We start from the raw sequence: 15,750 nt of genomic DNA, 5'->3' as shown, positions 1-15,750 counted from the left end.
ACCCGGCGGCCACCGTAACGGTGGTCGCCGGGTTCGCGTCCGGGCCGTTCTGGCAATCTTGGGTCGGCTCGGATGGCGTGGGAAGAGGGGTTTGCGTGTCGGACGCGGAGTTGACTGTCGCGGTGGCCGGACCGGTGGCAACCGTCGTGATCCACAACCCGGCTCGCCGGAACGCGATGACGGCGGCCATGTGGCGGCAGCTCCCCGAACTGCTCGACCGGCTGGAACCCGACCCCGAGGTGCGGGCTCTGGTGCTCACCGGCGCGGGCGACGCCTTCTGCGCGGGCGCCGACCTGGGTGATCTGGCCGAGCTGCTGGACGCCGGCGACACCAGCATCGCGGTCGCCGCCGAGGAGCGGCTGGCAAGCTTCGCCAAGCCGACGATCGCGGCGATCCGGGGCGCCTGCGTCGGGGGCGGCGCGCAGCTCGCGGTCGCCTGTGACCTGCGGATCGCCTCGGACGACGCCCGGTTCGGCGTACCTCCGGCCCGCCTCGGGCTGGTCTACCCGGCGCCGACGACGCGCCGGCTGGCGCGGCTGGTCGGGCCGTCGGCGGCGAAGCACCTGCTCTTCACCGCCGAGTTGATCGACGCCGAGCGGGCCCTGCGGATCGGCCTGGTCGACGAGGTGCTGCCGGGCGACCGCCTCGCCGAGCGGATGGACGACCTCACCGCGACGATCGCGCAACGGTCACCGCTGAGCGTCACCGCCGCCAAGGAGATCGTCGACGACCGCTCCGGGCCGGCCCGGATCGCCTGGTGGCACCGGAAGGTCGCGGACAGCGGCGAGGCCCGTGAGGGCGTGGCGGCCATGGCCGAACGTCGTACGCCCCGCTTCGCCTGGCGGCCGCCGACCGAGCGCTGAAGCTCGTGGCTTGATCCACTCGGTTTTCAGGAAGGCGGGATGTCCCGTGCGCCGGGACACCCCGATCTCCTGCAACCCGAGTCGATCTACGTCGTCGACGACCGCATCGGTAGGCCTGCGGGGCTGGATCCCGGTGCCGACTCGGCCCGGTAGCACCCACCCCCTCTTTCCCCTTTGCTCTGCTTCAGCGGAGGCGACAGCAACGGACTGTGAGTGTTGCCTCCGCTGAAGCAGAGCAAAGGACGTGTCCAGGTATCCGCGGACCCCGCGCGCCGGGTCGGTCACGCCTCGGTCGGGGTTCCATCCATTGCGATACCTCGATCCCGGGTGGTGCCCGCCGTGAGTCGTACGGCAGTCTGTCGGTCGTGCAGCGTGATCAGTTGCTTGCGGGCCGCTACCGGCTCCTGGAGCGTCTCGGCAGCGGCGGCATGTCGGCGGTCTACCGGGCGTACGACGAGGTGCTCGAACGGGACGTGGCGGTGAAGGTGCTCGTCGCCTCGGACCCCAACGCCCGTCAGCGGATCCGGGCCGAGGCCAAGGCGGCGGCCCGGCTGTCGCACCCGCACGTCACCAACGTCTACGACTTCGGCGAGTCGCCTCTCGACGGGGTTCAGGTGCCGTTCGTGGTGCTGGAACTGCTCAACGGCGACACCCTCGAAAGACGGCTGGTCGCCGGGCCGTTGCCACCACGCGCCGCGCTGCGGGTCTGTGCCGAGGTGGCGTCGGCCATCTCGGCAGCGCACGACCAGGGGTTGGTGCACCGGGACGTGAAGCCGGGCAACGTGATGCTCACCCCCACCGGCGCGAAGGTGCTCGACTTCGGTATCGCGGCGGCCGCCGGTGACTCCGAGATCGACTTCGACGGCCGGCTGCTCGGTACGCCCGCGTACCTCGCGCCGGAGCGGCTGGCGGCCGGCGAGGTCCTGCCGGCCTCCGACGTGTACGCGCTCGGCCTGCTCCTGCACCGGACGCTCACCGGTCGGTTGCCGTGGGCGGCCGAGACGCAGACCGGAATGCTCCGTGCCCACGTACACGTCGATCCGGATCCGCTACCCGAGATCGATCGGGTGCCCGCCGAGGTCCACCGGCTCTACCACTGGTGCCTCGCCCGCAACCCCGACGACCGGCCCCCGGCAGCCGAGGTGGCCCGCATCCTGCTCACCGTCGTCTCCGGGCTGGCCGGTGCAACCGCCGCCTCCAGCCTGGCGGCCGCCTCGGGGTCGGCCACAGCCTCCGGGCCGGCCGGTGCGGACAGGGCTGCCGGCGCGGACAGGGCTGCCGGCGCGGACAAAGCTGCCGGCGTGGACAGGTCGACCGCCCCGGACAGGGCTGCCGCCTCGGACAGGGCGGTCGCCGCTGGCTCGTCCGCTGCCCGCCCGGCCAAGGATGGTGACGCCGGGGCGAACGAGGCGCGCAAGGCCGCAGCGGGTGAGGACGCGGGGGCGGCCGACGGCGTGAACCGGGCTGCCTCCGACGCCCCCCGGCGACGGTCCTGGCGTCGGCGACGGGTGGCGCTGGTGGTCGGCGGCGCGGTGATGGCAGCGGTGGCGGTGGCCGGGTCGCTCGGCGACTACGGCGCGCGGCGGCACGACGGAACCACCCCACGAACCGGGATCGGGACGGGTGGCACCACCACCGTGGGCCTGCCGGAGACCGTGGCGCAACCGGAACCGTCCACTGTGCGTGCGCCCGCCGAACCGTCGGCTGGTTCTACGTCGGCCGCTCCCCGCCCTGGTCCCGGGGGCGGGGCCGGGCCGGGTCGCCCCTCGACCCCGGGTCAGCCGCCGCCGACGGTCGCGGCGACGGTCGCGCCCACGGGCGCGTCGCCGACTGCCGAGTCCCCGGGTGTCCCGGTGCGCGCCCAGGGCGGAACGGCCACCGTCCGCTGTGTCGGGGGATTGGCCGAACTGCTCACGGTCACCCCCGCGCCGGGTTACCAGGTGCCGCCGTACGACGCGGGGCCGGCGAAGCAGGTCACGGTCGAGCTGACCGCACCCGAGCACAGCAGCGAGATCCGGGTCCACTGCGCCGCCGGGCGGCCGAAGCCGAAGGTCACCGAGCGCGCCGCGTGACCGGGGCCGGCGGGTGCCGCGCCGGGGGCGTACCCCCGGACGCGGCCCCCCGTTCCCGCCGGCCGGTCGGTCACCGCCCCGCGAGCGACGCCCAGCCAGGGTTCACCGGCTCGCGGCGCAGCGGCATACCCGCCTCCGCCGGGGTCCGGTCACCCTTTCGCTGGTTGCAGCCGTAGCAGGCGGCGGTGGTGTTTCGCCACGTGTTCCGGCCACCCCGGGAACGCGGCAGGATGTGGTCGATGGTCGACGCCGGGCCACCGCAGTACGCGCAACAGCGGTCGTCGCGGCGCAGCACCCCGGCCCGGGACCAGGCCGGCCCGGAGTTGAACCGCCACCGGGTGACCACGTAGCGGACCAGCCGCACCACCCGGGGCAGCGGGAAGACGCCGATCACCCGATCGGGCTCTGCCTCGTGGATCTCGGCCACCCGTCGGCAGAGCATCCGGACGGCGTGCTGGACGGTGACCCGGTGCAACGGGCCGAGGTCGGCGTTGACGACGAGTACGGCATCCACCGGGACTCCTTTCTACAGTGGCGGCGGAAAGCGAAGAGCCGCCCGGTCCGGCGTTCGGGACGGGCGGCTCGGCGCGTACGGGTACGCGTCAGTCGGGCCGGCCCGCCCGGGGGTGTTCCGTCGTCACGACCTGCTCCCGCTGTGGTGGTTGACCTTGCGCGATCACGGTAGGTCCGCACGGGAGAGAGGGGCAACGTATTTCGATCGGCTGCCCGGCTCCTCGGGAGCACGCTGACGACGGGTACGGGTAGTGCTCCCGGCCGTGCGGCGGGCGTTCGTCAGGGGCTTGTCCAGCCGCAGTGCCATCCGCGCGGTGAGTTCGCTGTCCAGCAGCGGACGGTTGACCTCGCCGGCGACCGCCAGCGCGGGTCCCGAGACGGAGCGCCAGATGGCGGCCAGCCCGGCGCCCAGACCGAGCAGGGCCACGGCGGCCCGCGTGGTCGGCGAACCGGCCGCCGCTGCCGCGCTCACGCCGACCAGCGCGAAGAGCACCACCAGCAGCGGCACCAGCACCGGCCAGAAGATGCCCCGGGCGGCCTGGGCGACCAGCCGGCGGTCCCTGATGATCAGGTTCCGGGCGACCACCGCGTAGTCCTCCTCGTCGAGCAGGTCACGCGGATGCAGGCCGCCGGTGAGCACGCCGCGCCACAGGTCGCCCTGGTTGCGCAGTTCGCGGCTCAGCTCGGCGGGCTCCGGTTCGGTCGGGTCACCCCGGCCGGCCCGTTCCACCGCTACCGCCCAGGCGGCCAGCGACCGGCGGACCACCGCGGCCGAGTACGGCGGGAGAACGCTGGCCAACTCGTCCAACCACCGGGTGATCTGGATCTGTCGACCATCGAAGCGGCGCAGGAGTTGGGCGGCGTCGCCGGGCCGGACCGTGTCGGCCAGGGACCGGCCCAGCCGGTAGGCGAGTCCGACCCGGAGGTTGGTGGCCATCGCCCAGCGCAGCACGTCCACGTTGAGGTCGTCGAGGGCGAGCAGCAGCGGCTCGGTGCCGACCAGGTCCGGCCGTTCCAGACCGGGAGGGCGTTCCAGATCGGGAAGGCGGTCCAGGTCGGGCAGTCGCGTGCGGGCGGCGGACGTGTCGGGCAGCGACCCGGTGTGCCGGGTGAGCGCCGAGATCTGGGCCAGCGCGACGTCGACGCCGTCGAGGTACATCCGCATCCGGCGAGGGAAGGACATCTCGGTCAGGTTGGAGAGCTTGGCCGGTGGGTGGATCGGCGTGGTCGGCCCAGGTTCGGCGTGTTGCCCGTGGTGGTAGGCGTCCGCCATCCACCAGCCCAGCCGGAGGGCGGTGACGACACAGGCGCGCTCGTCACGGATGAGGGGGTACGCGTCGTCGCGGACGGCCTCCTCGGCCGGCCGTCCGTCCGCTGCGCCAGCGCGGTGCAGTGGTGACATCGCCGCTGCCCTCCCGCCCGGTCGATCGACGGATGATCAACCGAGCGTACGGCAGCGTACCGTCGCTTATGTCGCTTTTGATCGGTTTGGGGCTGCTCGCCCGGCCAGCAGCCCACGCGGGCGGACGGAGCGCACCGGCTCGGTCGCGGCGCCCTGAGCCCGCAGGATGTGGTTCGCCGCGATGATCCCGGTGGCCGCCGAGCGTTCCATCAGCGCGCTCGGGAAGTCCGTCGCGATCCCGTCGCCCGCCAGGTAGACACCGGCGGCCTCGGTGCGGACCCCCGGACGCCAGGCGTGACTGCCCGGGGTGAACGCCGGGGCCTGCGCCTCCACCCGGGCGCGCAGTTCCCGGACCCGCAGGTCGGCCGCCTCCGGCCAGAGCGTCACCAGCTCGCGGCGCATCCGCTCGGCCAACTCCTCGGCGGGCACACCGGGCTCACAGGCGTACGCGTGCAACTCGACGACCGAACCGCCGGTGCGGTGCGCCCAGCGCCGCGACTCGTTCTCCAGCCGGTGGTACAGCGTCACCGAGTCCAGTGTGGGCTGCCGGGACACCCCGCTGAACACCGCCCGGTCGGCGGCGACGTCACCGTCGCACCAGTACCGCGCCACCGCGTACGGCGGGCCGGGCCGGCCGAAGCGGGGCATGCGTGCCGCCAACTCCGGTGCGCCGGCGACCAGGTCGGGGGAGGCCCCCACCAGCGCGGCGAGCGCGGGCGGATCGACCGCCAGCACCACGTGCGCGGCCCGGTGGTCGCCGCCGTCGGTGGTCGTCACCCGCCAGCCGTCGCCGTCCCGGTGCACCCCCGTCGCGCCGGAGCGGGTGAGCACCCGACCGCCGTGCTTCTCCACGTGCCGGGTCAGCGGCTGCCAGATCGCCGTCGCATAGTCCTCGTCCGGGCAGTCGAAGGCCAGCCCCTCCGGATTGCCCAGCAGGTAGAAGTGGAACTGGGCGACCATCTCGGCCGCCGACATCTCCGCCTCGTGGTTGAAGAACGAGTGGGAGAAGACCTCGAACAGCATCGCGCGCGCCCGGTCCGGCAACCGCAGCGACGCCAGCAACTCGTCGGCCGTGGTCTCGTCCAGTTCGGCGTAGGTGCGGACCGGATCGTAGGTGAGCAGCGGCAACGCCGCGTCCCGGTCCATCGACCGCAGGTCCGCCAGGCGCAGGCTGGGACTACGCAACAGCAGCGCCAGCAGGTTCGCCGGAGGCGCGGGGGGCAGCCGGCCGAACTCCTCGGTCGGCCACTGTGCGCTCAGGATCGGATAGCCCGGGACCGGTTTGAGAAAGCCCAGGCCGGGCTCGACGCGCCGGAGGATCGACCGCCAGTTGTAGTACTGCCGGAAGAACGCGTGGAAGCCGTGCTCGTTCTGCTGCTCCCCGTCGGGCAGGGCCTCCGGCCAGGCGCCCAGCCGTCCACCGATGGTCGACGCCGCCTCCAGCACGGTCACGTCCACCCCGCGTTCGGCGAGCACCACGGCCGCCGACATGCCGGCGATGCCCGCGCCGACCACGACCGCCGCGACCGGTCGCGGCACGCGGGCGGCGCCACCACCGCCGGGGTCCACCTCATGCTGGCGTACGCCGATGAGCCGACCCACCACACGCGACAGCGCCACGGGCACCTCCCTCGTCTGCCGCCAGTCTCCTACGGCAGGCAGCGCGGCGCCCGGTCGGACGCGGGCCAGACGTACTCCAGATCGTCGGGCGTGTCGGTGCCGAAGATCGGGGCGTAGTGCGTCGGGTCCTTGCGCAGCAGGGAGGAGCGGTGGCTCAGGTGCAGGTCGTCCCGGCCGAGCCACGGTGGCAGGTCACCGGCACGGGCCAGCTCGTCCTGGGTCCGTACGACACCTGCCCCGCACGCGGCGGCGAGGTCGACGGCCAGCGTGGTGGCGCAGGTGTCCGCCCGGCCCGGCTCGGTCCAGACGGCGCACATGTCCAGCCCGTACCGGGTCAGCGCCTCCTCGTACCCGGCCCACATCTTCACGGCCGGGTGGTTGCGCCACCCGTATCCCGGCCAGGTGAGCCCGCGCAACACCTGGATGGCCTCCACCCGCTGCTTGCCCAGCCGCTTCTGGTCCAGCGCGCGGGCGCTGGCCAGAAAGTCCGGGTACGGGAGGAAGGTCTGCATGGCAGGTGCTCTACCCACGGCCCGGGTCGGCATGCCTGCCCGGGACGATCCGGGTGGGGTCGCCCAGGGTGATCGTGCTGGTTACGATCCGGGCATGGCGGAACCGTGGCGGAACCGGGCGCGACGGGCGGTCGAGTGGAACTGGCGGCTCCGCTCCGCCGGCGACCCGCGTCCGCACTACGTGATCTGTGGCCGGGACGCCCTGGCCTACTACGTGGCCCGCGCGCTGCTCGAGTCCGACCTGCCCGTGGGCGGCGCACGGGTCACCGTCGTGGTGCCGGAGCGCTACCGCAGCAACGGTCCGGACGTGGCGAGCCTGCGCGGCGTCCGCGTGATCCGTTCGGAACGCCTGGACGTGGCGACCTTCGAGGCCGCCGGTCTGGCCGGGGCGACCGGGTTGGCCCTGCTGCACCAGGACGACGTGGGCAACCTGCACGCCGCGCTCTGCGCGCAGGCCGTCGACCAGCAGGTCCGCCAGGTGCTGCGGATGTTCAACGGCACCCTCGCCGACGGCGTCCGCAAGCTGATCAGGGCGCCCGTCGAGGTGCTCTCCGACGCCGAGATGGCCGCCCCGGCGTTCGTGGCCGCCGCGCTCGGCGAGGTCGACCCCAGCTCCTTCCAGCACCGGGACAAGACGTTGCGGGTGGCGCGGCGTGCCGACGTCCGGACGCAGGACGTGGTGTGCGCGCTGGCCCGCCCCGACGGGCGGCAGGGGATGGAGTTGCTGCCGGCCGAGCAGGCCGGCGCGGACCTGGTGCTCGCCGAGGCGACCGGTCAGCCGCCGGGCACCGAGGTCGCCGCGCGGCGGCTGGTCCGGGCCCGGCGTCGACGCCGGCCGGTCACGATGCTGCTGGGGGCGGTACGCGGCTTCGCGACCCGCAAGATCGGCATTGCGGTGATGCTGGTGCTCGCCGTGATCGTGGTGCTCGGAGCGCTGATCTCGCGCACCGAGGGCGTCTCTCCGTTGGAGGCGCTGTACCTGACCCTGGTCACCACCCTCAGCGGCGCCGACCCGGACACTGCCAAACCGGCCGGCGCGCAGATCATGCAGGTGGTGCTCAACCTGGCCGGGCTCGCGCTGATCCCGTTGATCACCGCCGTCGTCGTGGACGGCATCGTCAACGCCCGTCTCGCCCTGCACACCGGTCTGCTGCAACCGGCCCGCGCCGGGCACGTCGTGGTGATCGGCCTCGGTAACGTCGGCACACGGGTGATGGCCCAGCTGCGCGAGTACGACGTCGAGGTCGTCGCGATCGACAAGGACCCGGCACCACGTGGCGCGGCCCTGGCCCGTCAATTGGAAGTCCCGCTGGTCGTCGGCGACGCCGCGCTGCCCGAGACCCTGGTCGCCGCGTCGGTGGCGGACTGTCAGGCACTGGTGGTGGCGTCCACCGACGACGTCGCCAACCTGGAGGCGGCGCTGGCCGCCCGCGACCTCCGCGACGACCTGCGGGTGGTGCTGCGGCTCTTCGACGGTGACTTCGCCGAGCGGGTGGAGGAGACCTTCGCGCTCGGGGTGTCCCGATCGGTCTCCTACCTGGCCGCCCCGGCCTTCATCGGCGCGCTCACCGAACGCGCGGTCATCACCACCATCCCGGTCGACCGGCACGCGCTGCCGGTCGCCGAGGTGCCGGTCGCCGCCGGCTCCGAGCTGGACGGTCGTCCGCTGGACACCGTCAACCGGGACGGGCAGGTCCGGCTCATCGCCCGGACCCCCGCCGGCGCGGCGAAGACGATCTGGTGGAAGGACCTCGACCCCCGCCAGGTGATCTTCGCGGGCGACCGGCTGACGGTCGTCGCCCGCCGACGCGGGTTGGACTGGCTGACGCGCCAGTGCGCCCCGCCCCTCGCGGCCCACCCGGTGTCACCGTCCCGCCCGCCAACCGTCGGGGCTGTTTCGCCGGCCCAGGGTGGGGGCGTCGACAGGTGGCCCGGCCAGCCGACTGACGACGCTCGCATCCCGGACGAACCTGACTCCCGCGCCACGCGACCAGGCTGATCGTCCAGCCTCTGCGCGACAATCCATGGCATGCGTTTCCGCGTCCTGGGGCCGACCCAGGTGCTGGCAGCCGACGGGCGCGAGATTCCCGTGGGCGGCCCTCGCCTGCGCGCGCTGCTGACGATCCTCCTGCTCGACGCGGGACACGTCGTCTCCGCCGACCGGCTGATCGACGGCCTGTACGGCGAACACCCGCCCCGAGGCGCCGCCAACGCGCTCCAGTCCCAGGTGTCGCGGCTACGTCAGGTGCTGCCCGCCGAGCAGAACCCGGTCGAGTTCCACCCGGCCGGCTACCGCCTCGCCGTGGATCGCGAGGAGGTTGACGCGTACCGGTTCGAGCGACTGGCCGAGGCCGGGCGGCGCGCGCTCGCCGGCGGTGACTGGGCCCGAGCGGCGGCCGTGTTGCGCACGGCGCTGAAGCTGTGGCGTGGCCCGGCCCTGGCCGATGTGCCGGGCGCACTCGGGCAGGCGGCCCGGCTGAACGAGCTACGGCTGGCCGCGATCGAGGACCGGGTCGACGCGGACCTGGCGTTGGGCGCGTCGGCCGCGCTGGTCGCGGAGCTGCGGGAGTTCGTCGTCGCGCATCCGCTGCGGGAGCGGTCACGGGGGCTGCTCATGCGTGCCCTGTCCGCGTTGGACCGGCCGGCGGAGGCGCTGACCGAGTTCGAGGACGCCCGGAGCACGTTGGCCGAGCAACTCGGCGCCGACCCGTCGGCGGAGCTGGCCGCGATCCACCTCGCGGTGCTGCGGGGTGAGGAGAGCGGGTGGACCCGACGGGCGCTGCCGAGCCAGCTCACCACGTTCGTCGGGCGGGACGAGGAACTCACCCGCGTCGGCGCTCTGCTCGGCGAGCGCAGGTTGGTCACCCTCATCGGTCCCGGGGGAGCGGGTAAGACCCGGTTGGCGATCGAGGCAGCCGGCCGCCTGGACGGGGAGGTCCGCTTCGTCGAGCTGGCCGGGTTGACCGACGGTTCGGACGTACCGCAGGCGGTGTTGAGCGCGCTCGGCCTGCGCGACGCGGGCCTGCGCGCCCCGGCCGAGCCGGGTCGGCAACCCGCCGACCGGCTGGTCGAGGCGCTCGCCGAGCGCCGGCTGCTGGTGGTCCTCGACAACTGCGAACACGTCGTCGCCGACGCCGCCCGGCTGGCCGCCCGGTTGCTGGGCGCGTGCCCGGGGCTGCGTGTCCTGGCCACGAGCCGCGAGCCGCTCGGGTTGGCCGGCGAGGCGTTGTGCCCGCTGTCCGGGCTCACCCTGCCGCCGGTCGGCACGCAGGAGGCGGACGTTCACGACTACGCCGCCGTGCGTCTCTTCGCCCAGCGGGCCGAGGACGTCGCACCCGACTTCGCCGTCACGCCGGCCAACCTCGGCACGGTGCTGCGGATCTGCCGCACCCTCGACGGTCTGCCGTTGGCGATCGAGCTGGCCGCCGCACGGCTGCGCGCGTTGCCCGTCACCGAGGTGGCCGCCCGCCTCGACGATCGATTCCGGCTGCTGTCGATGGGCAGCCGGGCCGCGTCGCCGCGACACCGCACCCTCCGGGCCGTGGTGGAGTGGAGTTGGGACCTGCTCGGCGACGCCGAACGCAGAATGGCCCGACGACTGACCGTCTTCGCCGGCGGTACGACGCTGGAAGCCGCCGAGCGGGTCTGCGACCTGCCGAACGTGGACTTCGTGGAGGCGCTGACGAGCCTCGTCGACAAGTCCTTCGTGGAGATGACCGGTGGTCGGTACCGGATGTTGGAGACGGTCCGTGCCTTCTGCGCCGAGCGTCTCGCCGAAGCGGGTGAGGCCGACGACCTGCGGCGTGCGCACACCGCGTACTTCCTGGAGTTCGCCTGGACCGCCAGCGACCACCTCCGGCGTCCGGAGCAGCTGCACTGGTTGCGACGGCTCGACGCCGAACGGGACAACCTGCACGCCGCGCTGCGCCGTGCCACCGTGGCCGGTGACGCGGCCGACGCGGCCGGCATGGTCGCGGCGCTGTCGTTCTACTGGTGGCTGCGCGGCATGCGCGGGGAAGGAGCCCGGCTGGCCGCGGACGTCCTCGGACTACTCGGCACCGAAGCACCTGCCGGGCTGCGCGAGGAGTACGCGCTCTGCGTCTACAACGCCTCGCTCAGCGGATCCGGGCAGCTGGACTCGCTGGGTACGCAGCGTTCGGTCATCCGCAGTCTCGACCGGCCGCCACGCCAACCCTTCCTGCTGTATCTGTCGGGGATCTCGGCCGGGCCGCCGTCCGGCGGATCCGAGCACGTCAAAGAGCTGATGCGGGAGCTGCGGCGGCTGGTCGGCGCGGACCTGTGGATCAACGCGTTGGGCGCGATGGGGAGCGGCTCGGCGCAGATGTGGAGTGGTCGGTGGGACCAGGCCGGGACGGAACTGGAGATCGCGCTCGACGGTTTCCGGCGGGCCGGGGACCGCTGGGGCTCCATGATCACTCTGGGCGCGCTCGGCGAACTCGCGGCCCGGCGCGACGATCCGGAGGCGGCGGGCACCCACATGGACCAGGCCATGAGGCTGGCCGAGGAACTCGAATCAGTCGTCGACCAGGCCGACATGCTGCGTACCCGGGGCGAGATCCGGCTGCGCGCCGGTGACCTCGTCGCGGCGCGCGACGACTTCGCCGCCGCCCTGCTCCTCGCGCAGCGCAGCGGCGCACCGGAGTTCGTCTCCGCCGCCCGGCTCGGCCTCGCCCAGGTGGCACGACTGAACGGTGAGCTGGCCGAGGCGCGAAGACTCTGCGAAGCGGCGTTGACCGGCGGCCTGACCGGCTGGTACGTCGGCGAAGCCACCCGGGCGGAGATCATCTTCGTGCTGGAACAGATCATCGAGGCGGAGAAGGCCGGGCCTGGTGCGCCGCCGTCAGTGGACCGTGCGTGATCCGTCAGCGGGCCGCCGCACCGTCGGGGCATGACGACATTCGAAGTGGTCGCCGAAGGGCTGGGCAAGCGGTATGGCCCGACCCGGGCGCTGGACTCGTTCGACCTGGCCGTTCCGACCGGCACCGTCTACGGGCTGCTCGGCCCCAACGGCGCGGGCAAGACGACGGCGGTACGGATCCTCGCCACGCTGCTGCGTTTCGACGCTGGCCGGGCCAGCGTGGCCGGGTACGACGTGCTGCGCCAACCGGACGAGGTGCGCGCCCGGATCGGGCTGACCGGGCAGTACGCGGCGGTCGACGAGACCCTCAGCGGCCGGCAGAACCTGGAGCTGTTCGGCCGGCTGTTCCGCCTCGGCCGCCGGGCGGCCCGTCAACGCGCCGACGAGCTGCTGGAACGGTTCGGGTTGCGGGACGCGGCGGGTCGCTCCGCCGGTGAGTACTCGGGCGGGATGCGGCGGCGGCTGGACCTCGCCGCCAGTCTGATCCGTACCCCGCGGGTGCTCTTCCTCGACGAACCCACGACCGGTCTGGACCCGCGCAGCCGCAACCAGGTGTGGGACCTGGTTCGCACTCTGGTTGCGGACGGGACCACGGTGCTGCTCACCACGCAGTACCTGGAGGAGGCCGATCAGCTCGCCAACCGCGTCTCGGTGATCGACGCCGGGCGGGTGGTGGCCGAGGGCTCGCCGGACGAGCTGAAGGCGATGACCGGCGGTGACCGGGTCGAGGTGGTGGTCCGCGACGCTGCCGCCCTGAGCCGGGCGGCCCGGGTCATCGCGTCGGTTTGCGGCGCTGAACCCGAGGTCGACCCGGAGGTCCGTCGGCTCAGCGTCCCGGTGGCCGACCGGGTCGCCGGCCTGGTCGACGTCGTGCGCGCGTTGGATGACGCCGGAGTCGCGGTCGAGGACATCGGGCTGCGGCGCGCGACGCTGGACGAGGCGTTCCTGTACCTGACCGGGCACCGGACCGACGAGGCTCGCGAGCCCGTCGGGGTGGGACGAGAGGCGGATCTGGCATGACGGCAGCGGTGGTGGACGGTTGGACGATGACCAGGCGGAACATGATCCACGTGGTCCGCGCGCCCGAGGAGCTGATCCTCTACTTCTCGCTGCCGATCATGTTCGTGCTGGTCTTCGGCTACGTGTTCGGCAGCGGTATGCAGGTGGCCGGCGGTGGCAACTACCGCGAGTTCCTGCTGCCCGGTGTCTTCGTGATGACGATGCTGTACGGCCTGGGCGCCACCGCGACCGGCGTGGCGATGGACCTCAGTCGGGGTGTCGTCGACCGGTTCCGGTCGATGCCGATGGCCCGGTCCGCCCTGATGACCGGTCGCAGCGCGGCCGACCTGCTCCGCGCGCTGCTGGAGATGTCCACCCTGCTGGTCTGCGGCCTGCTCGTCGGGTGGCAGTGGCGACAGGGTGTCGGCAAGGCCCTGCTCGCAGTCGGGCTCCTGCTGCTGCTCCGCACCGCGATCACCTGGGCCGGGATCTATCTGGCGCTGCTGGTCCGTAACCCGGACACGGTCGGCGTGATCGTCTTCCCGGCCGCGTTCCCGCTCAGCGCCATCTCCAACGTCTTCGTGTCGCCCGAGCTGATGCCGCCGGTCATCGGGGCGATCTCGGAGTGGAACCCGTTGTCGGCCACCGTCGCGGCGACGCGGGAGCTGTTCGGCAATCCGGGACTGGGTGGCGACTCCTGGCCGGCGGAGCACGCCCTGCTGTTGGCGGTGCTGTGGCCGGTGCTCCTGATCGCCACCTTCGCCCCGCTGGCGGTGCGTCGTTACCGGCGGTTGAGCCGCTGACCGGGCCGTCGGTGGCCCGCCCCTAGCGCGTACCAGGCGATGCCGGCGGCGAGCACGCCGAACCCGGCGACGACACTGCCGAGGGGCAGGTTGACCGCGAGCACCAGGCAGCCGACCAGCCCCAGGGCGGCGAGCACCCGGACCGGCGACCGCCGGTCCGGGTCCCGGCCCAACGTGAGCGCCGCCGCGTTGGTGATCGCGTAGTAGACCAGCACCGTGCAGCTGGAGAAGCCGATCGCCTGGCGTACGTCACCGAGCAGCACCACCACGATCACCACGGCGGCCACCGCCACCTCGGCGCGGTGCGGTACCCGGCGCACGGGGTGCACGGCAGCCAGCGCGCCGGGCAGGTCGTGGCGGCGGGCCATCGCGAGCGTGGTCCGGCCCACCCCGGCGACCAGGGACAACAGCACCCCGACGACGGCGATGGTCGCCCCGGCGCGGACCACCCAGGCCAAGCCGGGCAGCCCGGCGGCGGTCACCACGTCGACCAGGGGCGCCGCGGACCCGGCCAGCCGGTCGGCGCCCAGCACGCCGAGCGTGATCACGGCCAGGACCAGGTAGATCGCCAGCACCGCCCCCAGCGCCAGCGGCACCGCCCGGGGAATGGTCCGCTCCGGGTCGCGCACCTCCTCGCCGAGCGTGGCGATCCGCGCGTACCCGGCGAAGGCGAAGAACAGCAGCCCGGCGGCGGTGAGCACACCTCGCGCGGAGCCGCCGGTATCGGTCAGCCGGTCCAGGTGCACCGGCCCGCCCACCAGACCGACGGCCGCGACGAGGGTCAGCACGGCGAGCACCAGCGCGACGAGCGCCTTCGTGGCGGTGGCCGTCTTACCGATGCCGCGCAGGTTCACGGCGGTCACCGCGAGGACCGCGCCGACGGCGACCAGCCGGGTCTGCCCCGGCCACAGGTACGCACCGATGGTCAGCGCCATCGCCGCGCAGCTCGCCGTCTTGCCGACCACGAACCCCCAGCCCGCCACGAATCCCGCCAGCGGGCCGAGGCGCTCACGGCCGTACACGTAGGTGCCGCCGGACTCCGGGTAACGGGCCGCCAGCCGCGCGGAGCTGGTCGCGTTGCAGACGGCGACGAAACCGGCGAGCACCAGCGCGGGCAGCAGGCCGGCGCCTCCGGCCGCCGCCGCGGCCGGGGCGAAGACCACGAAGACGCCCGCGCCGAGCATCGAGCCCAACCCGATGACAACCGCATCGGGTACGCCCAGCCGCCGCGCCAGTCGATCCACGAGCCGAAATCCTAGGGGTACGACGTGAACGGGCGGTCCCACTCACGTAACCGGCCGGGGAGCGGCAGATCGTCCCACGGCACCCGGTACAGCAGCCGGTCCAGGAAGAGGCCGAGCAGCAGCGCCGCGACGCCGTCGGTGAGCCAGTGGAAGTTCAGGTATGTCGTGGTGACCAGCAGGATCGCCGGCGGTGCGAAACGGATCAGGCGGTACACACTCGGGTGCAGTCGCCCGGCCGTCAGCGCGGTCAGCAGCACGGCGATCACCCCGTACCAGACGATCGCGTTGGCGACGTGCCCCGACGGATAGGAGAGGTCGTACTCGGTGGGCGGCAGGTCGTTGAAGATCCGGACCGAGTGAGCCGGCGGCAGATCCGAGCTGGGCGCCGCCCGATCGGTCACGATCTTGAGCGGGCCGACCGTCAGGTACAGCAGCACGAACGCCGCCGCCAGCAGCAGCAGTGGCCGAACCGTGCGGGAGCGCCACGCGACCGCCAGCCCGAGTGCCCCGGCGATCGGCATCAGCAGCCAGCCGCCCTGACCGAGGAAGTTAAACACCCGCGCCGTCCAGTAGATCGGCGCCGGGTGATGGGCGTAGGCCCATTCGCGGACCGCGAGGTCCAGCCCGAGCAGCGCCCCGTTCGCCAGCGCCAGGGTCACCGCCCCGAAACCGGCCAGCAGGAGGGCGTCGAACCACCAGCCGGCCGGGCGGACGGGCCGAAGCCGCAGGTCACGTCGTACACCCGTGGGTTTGAGCACGCGACCACGCTACCGGCCCGGCGCGAGACCGGGATGTGCGGCGCTGTGGGCCCAACCACGATGTGCGGCGGAGGCGGGGGGTTAC

Annotated in this window: 12 protein-coding genes; 6 read left to right on the top strand and 6 right to left on the bottom strand. The window is 73.3% G+C overall.

Features of this window, described 5'->3' with window-relative positions; all coding sequences use genetic code 11:
* Positions 1-95 precede the first annotated feature (95 nt).
* Together ACIA3K_RS09100 and ACIA3K_RS09095 are read left to right on the top strand one after the other, a co-directional pair.
* On the top strand, positions 96-863 hold the full coding sequence (locus ACIA3K_RS09100) for an enoyl-CoA hydratase/isomerase family protein (RefSeq protein WP_396800067.1): 768 nt from the start codon (positions 96-98) through the stop codon (positions 861-863).
* Between the two features lie 365 nt (positions 864-1,228).
* Positions 1,229-2,935 (top strand): serine/threonine-protein kinase, encoded by a 1,707-nt coding sequence (locus ACIA3K_RS09095; RefSeq protein ID WP_396800065.1) that lies wholly within the window; start codon positions 1,229-1,231, stop codon positions 2,933-2,935.
* A gap of 70 nt (positions 2,936-3,005) precedes the next feature.
* On the opposite strand, the gene ACIA3K_RS09090 is transcribed toward ACIA3K_RS09095, so the two are convergent.
* From ACIA3K_RS09090 to ACIA3K_RS09075, 4 genes are all read right to left on the bottom strand, one after another.
* The gene (locus ACIA3K_RS09090) at positions 3,006-3,449 is read right to left on the bottom strand and encodes an HNH endonuclease (protein WP_396800063.1); all 444 of its coding nucleotides are present in this window, start codon (positions 3,447-3,449) and stop codon (positions 3,006-3,008) included.
* Positions 3,450-3,611: 162 nt separating this feature from the next.
* The gene (locus tag ACIA3K_RS09085; RefSeq protein WP_396800062.1) at positions 3,612-4,850 is read right to left on the bottom strand and encodes a hypothetical protein; all 1,239 of its coding nucleotides are present in this window, start codon (positions 4,848-4,850) and stop codon (positions 3,612-3,614) included.
* Between the two features lie 66 nt (positions 4,851-4,916).
* Positions 4,917-6,470 carry an FAD-dependent oxidoreductase gene (locus ACIA3K_RS09080; RefSeq protein ID WP_396800060.1) on the bottom strand — a complete coding sequence of 518 codons (1,554 nt, stop codon included), beginning with the start codon at positions 6,468-6,470 and terminating at the stop codon, positions 4,917-4,919.
* 29 nt (positions 6,471-6,499) lie between these two features.
* Positions 6,500-6,982 carry an MSMEG_6728 family protein gene (locus tag ACIA3K_RS09075; RefSeq protein WP_396800059.1) on the bottom strand — a complete coding sequence of 161 codons (483 nt, stop codon included), beginning with the start codon at positions 6,980-6,982 and terminating at the stop codon, positions 6,500-6,502.
* A 94-nt stretch (positions 6,983-7,076) separates the two neighbouring features.
* On the opposite strand from ACIA3K_RS09075, the gene ACIA3K_RS09070 reads away from it, so the two are divergent.
* From ACIA3K_RS09070 to ACIA3K_RS09055, 4 genes are read left to right on the top strand one after another with little or no spacing between them, the layout of a single operon-like run.
* A complete protein-coding gene (locus ACIA3K_RS09070) occupies positions 7,077-8,981 on the top strand; it encodes a potassium channel family protein (RefSeq protein ID WP_396800058.1) in 1,905 nt (634 codons plus the stop codon).
* 30 nt (positions 8,982-9,011) lie between these two features.
* A complete protein-coding gene (locus ACIA3K_RS09065; RefSeq protein ID WP_396800057.1) occupies positions 9,012-11,861 on the top strand; it encodes a BTAD domain-containing putative transcriptional regulator in 2,850 nt (949 codons plus the stop codon).
* 30 nt (positions 11,862-11,891) lie between these two features.
* Positions 11,892-12,881: an ATP-binding cassette domain-containing protein gene (locus ACIA3K_RS09060; RefSeq protein WP_396800056.1), complete on the top strand. Its 990-nt coding sequence runs from the start codon at positions 11,892-11,894 to the stop codon at positions 12,879-12,881.
* Positions 12,878-13,663, top strand: coding sequence for an ABC transporter permease (locus ACIA3K_RS09055; RefSeq protein WP_396800054.1), 786 nt, complete (start codon positions 12,878-12,880; stop codon positions 13,661-13,663). Before ACIA3K_RS09060 ends, ACIA3K_RS09055 begins: the two co-directional genes overlap by 4 nt.
* Here ACIA3K_RS09055 and ACIA3K_RS09050 read toward each other — a convergent pair.
* Positions 13,642-14,907 carry an APC family permease gene (locus tag ACIA3K_RS09050; RefSeq protein WP_396800053.1) on the bottom strand — a complete coding sequence of 422 codons (1,266 nt, stop codon included), beginning with the start codon at positions 14,905-14,907 and terminating at the stop codon, positions 13,642-13,644. The genes ACIA3K_RS09055 and ACIA3K_RS09050 overlap by 22 nt on opposite strands.
* A gap of 11 nt (positions 14,908-14,918) precedes the next feature.
* Positions 14,919-15,665, bottom strand: a complete 747-nt coding sequence (locus ACIA3K_RS09045; protein WP_396800051.1) for a phosphatase PAP2 family protein — start codon at positions 15,663-15,665, stop codon at positions 14,919-14,921.
* Between the last annotated feature and the right edge of the window lie 85 nt (positions 15,666-15,750).

Origin of the sequence: Micromonospora sp. NPDC051543 (genome assembly GCF_044454415.1) — a bacterium.
In the GTDB taxonomy this organism is placed as follows: domain Bacteria; phylum Actinomycetota; class Actinomycetes; order Mycobacteriales; family Micromonosporaceae; genus Micromonospora.
Note: the sequence above shows the minus strand (reverse complement) of the source record. Positions and strands in the feature narration are given on the sequence as shown.